3 protein-coding genes and 2 pseudogenes are annotated in these 2,508 nt (G+C 66.6%); 3 read left to right on the forward strand and 2 right to left on the reverse strand.

Annotated elements, in window-relative coordinates; genetic code table 11:
- Positions 1-677 precede the first annotated feature (677 nt).
- Complete coding sequence (locus tag ACY5KJ_RS19740; protein ID WP_462204069.1) at positions 678-818, forward strand: hypothetical protein; 141 nt, start codon at positions 678-680, stop codon at positions 816-818.
- Here the strand turns inward: ACY5KJ_RS19740 and ACY5KJ_RS19745 are convergent.
- Both ACY5KJ_RS19745 and ACY5KJ_RS19750 read right to left on the reverse strand, forming a co-directional pair.
- Positions 815-1,231, reverse strand: a complete 417-nt coding sequence (locus tag ACY5KJ_RS19745; protein WP_462204070.1) for a type II toxin-antitoxin system VapC family toxin — start codon at positions 1,229-1,231, stop codon at positions 815-817. The two genes, ACY5KJ_RS19740 and ACY5KJ_RS19745, sit on opposite strands and share 4 nt — an antisense overlap.
- The gene (locus ACY5KJ_RS19750; RefSeq protein ID WP_462204071.1) at positions 1,231-1,527 is read right to left on the reverse strand and encodes a type II toxin-antitoxin system Phd/YefM family antitoxin; all 297 of its coding nucleotides are present in this window, start codon (positions 1,525-1,527) and stop codon (positions 1,231-1,233) included. Before ACY5KJ_RS19750 ends, ACY5KJ_RS19745 begins: the two co-directional genes overlap by 1 nt.
- Positions 1,528-1,615: 88 nt before the next feature.
- Here ACY5KJ_RS19750 and ACY5KJ_RS19755 point away from each other — a divergent pair.
- Both ACY5KJ_RS19755 and ACY5KJ_RS19760 read left to right on the forward strand, forming a co-directional pair.
- Positions 1,616-2,049, forward strand: a pseudogene (locus tag ACY5KJ_RS19755) (winged helix-turn-helix transcriptional regulator).
- Positions 2,040-2,423, forward strand: a pseudogene (locus ACY5KJ_RS19760) (aldo/keto reductase); the annotation flags it as partial. The pseudogenes ACY5KJ_RS19755 and ACY5KJ_RS19760, both read left to right, overlap by 10 nt.
- Positions 2,424-2,508 lie beyond the last annotated feature (85 nt).

The following is a 2,508-nucleotide window of genomic DNA, read 5'->3' on the forward strand; positions in this document are numbered from 1 at the left end:
ATTTGTTACTTCATTACGTCCCCCATGTACGTGTTCCGGCCGGGGAAGGCTAGCAAGATAGTTGGCGAGAAAGGCGGGATGAGTGACGTCTGTCGGGTCCGGTGGCATGTAGTTCCCCCGAATTCCAGGCGGTGTGGTGAGGGTGGTGAGGTGACCAAGAATCCACCGGCGGTATGGGTCTGGCAACGAGGTGTCGTCCAGGCGTCTGTGCGTCACGTGGGCCGGAGACGCCGCGACGTTGCTGGTGCCGGGGGATACGTCAAGGAGTCGAAATGAAATAACTTGCGCGTTTCGAACCCTCCACAGGCCTGTGACCTGCGATGATGCTCTCGATCACGTATTTGTTACTTCATTACGTCCTCCAACCTGCCGACCGAGGTGTTATCGGATGGTGGACAGCGCCTTGTTCACGTCTTCGGCGTCGAACTCGACCGGGTCGAACTCGCTGGCGTCCTGCGGGCCCAGCCATCTTGCGACCACGGCTGGTTGGGCTCATGAGTCAATTCTGCTCCCGCCGTCATGGCCGCCCTTCGCAGCCCCGGACAGCGGACCACAGTGTTGGTCTGGAAACAGAGGGGTGGCCGATGTCGCCGACGGGGCTGGTCCGGTGTTCGGTGGCATGATTCTCGTGGGCCGCGCTGCGTCGTGCGCTCTCAGTCGGCGCTACGGGTGATGGCATGAGCCTGCACCTGAGCCAGATCGACGAGGCTGGCGAGCTGCTGACCAACGCCCCGTTGGCGCTGCTGATCGGGATGGTGCTGGACCAGCGGGTTTCGGGAAGAACGAACGCGCTGCCGGCCGCCGCTCGAACGATCTAGCGGCCGGCGCCGGGTGACACGGCCGGCAGACCGGATGCGTCAGCGGCTTCGGCGAGGAGCTTGTTGTAGCTGAGGACGACGTCCAGGGAGTCCTTGAGTTCGAGTGCTGTCGCCAGGTGGATCGCGTCGAGGGTGCGCAGCCGGGGCGGTGGAACGCGGGCCGCGTCGGCGAGCAGTGGTGGAGCGATCTGTACAAGATCCACATCGGTCGACAGGAAGGACTCCGCCGGGCCGAGCAGGGCCGGGTTCACCAGGCTGAGCAGCCGGGTCAGTTCGACGGCGAGCAGGGCCGAGGAGACGAGACGCAGTGGCTCCTTCTGCTCGGCGAGCCACTGACGAAGGTCACCCGACTCCTTCTCGGCGATGAACACCTTGGCCAGGGCGGATGTGTCGAGATAGATCCGAGTCGGCATCAGCCTTCGCCGCGCAGGTCGGCGAGCCATGCGTCGGTGGAGCGGCCGGTCGGGTTTGCCGCCGGCTCCGGCAGGTGCGCGAGGTTGAACGGACGGGTGGCCTGGCGGATCAGACCGGCGGCGACAAGCTGCTCATAGCGGTCGTCCGCCGCCGGGACGATCCTCGCGACGGTCCTGCCCCGGTCGGTCACCTCGACCGTCTCACCCGCGCGGACCAGCGCGAGCACGCGGGCGGTCCGCTGGGAGAGCTCGCGCATACCCACCCGGAGCCGTCCGTCATCTGCCGCCGCTGTCATACGCTCTACGTTACTACATGTACATCGCTGCTTTGGAGCTGACGATCTACCCTGGGGCCTGGAATCGGTGCGTGCCGAACCTGCGACGATGGCGCGGATGAGCGAGCATGGACGCCACTGCGAGGAACTGATCGCGGATTGTCGCCTCCGGGCGGCGACCGATCTGTTCGCCCATACCTGGGACCCCGTCGTCCTGGCGGCCCTTCGCCCGGGCCCCCGTCGGCGCCGCGAGCTGCGTGCCGCAATCGGCGGCATGAGCGACAAGTGCTCACCGAAGCGCTATGCCGGCTGTGTGCCCAGGGCCTGGTGAACCGCCGTGCCTTCGCCCAGTCCCCGCCGCGGGTCGAATACGCACTGACCCCGCTGGGGCAGAGCCTGGTCGACGGCCCGATGAGGGCGCTCAGGAACGCCAGCCACTCGGCGGCAGGCACCCTGAAGATCGGCGAGGTGGAAGCCCGGGCGCGCGTCACCGAGATGGCCACCGCGGGCCGGATCCGCGGCCTTCGCGGCGCGGTCGGCTGACCGGTCGAGTTCGTCGCGGCCAGCCCCTGCCCGCGCGCAGCCGGCTACCCGCCACCGCGGACTACGGCCCGCCTGTGGACGACGAATATCTGTTCGCCGTGGTCGACGTACTCGACGAGATCGCCGCGGAGACTGGTCGGGCCGTGCCGCAGATCGCGCTGAACTGGCTGCTCCAGCGGCCCACGGTGTCCTCCGTCATTATCGGCGCGCGCGACGAGACACAACTCCGGCAAAACTTCGGGACGGTCGGCTGGTCGCTGAGCACGGGACAGATAGCACGGTTGGACGAGGCCAGTGCCCGCACCGCTCCCTACCCGTACTTTCCGTACCAACGACAGGAGGGTTTCGCCCGGCTGAACCCGTCGCCCGTTTAGGGCCTGTTTGGGAAGTATGTCCCGAGGCTGGCCGTGGATCTGATGGTGATTTTCGGATTGCATGATCCGTTGTTTGGTGCGGGGT

It is taken from the genome of Frankia sp. CcWB3 (genome assembly GCF_977927595.1).

Bases quoted from the DNA above. Each gene is read 5' to 3' on its own strand.
- ACY5KJ_RS19740 (WP_462204069.1), top strand. From the start codon at position 678: ATGAGCCTGCACCTGAGCCAGATCGACGAGGCTGGCGAGCTGCTGACC.
- ACY5KJ_RS19745 (WP_462204070.1), bottom strand. From the start codon at position 1,231: ATGCCGACTCGGATCTATCTCGACACATCCGCCCTGGCCAAGGTGTTC.
- ACY5KJ_RS19750 (WP_462204071.1), bottom strand. From the start codon at position 1,527: ATGACAGCGGCGGCAGATGACGGACGGCTCCGGGTGGGTATGCGCGAG.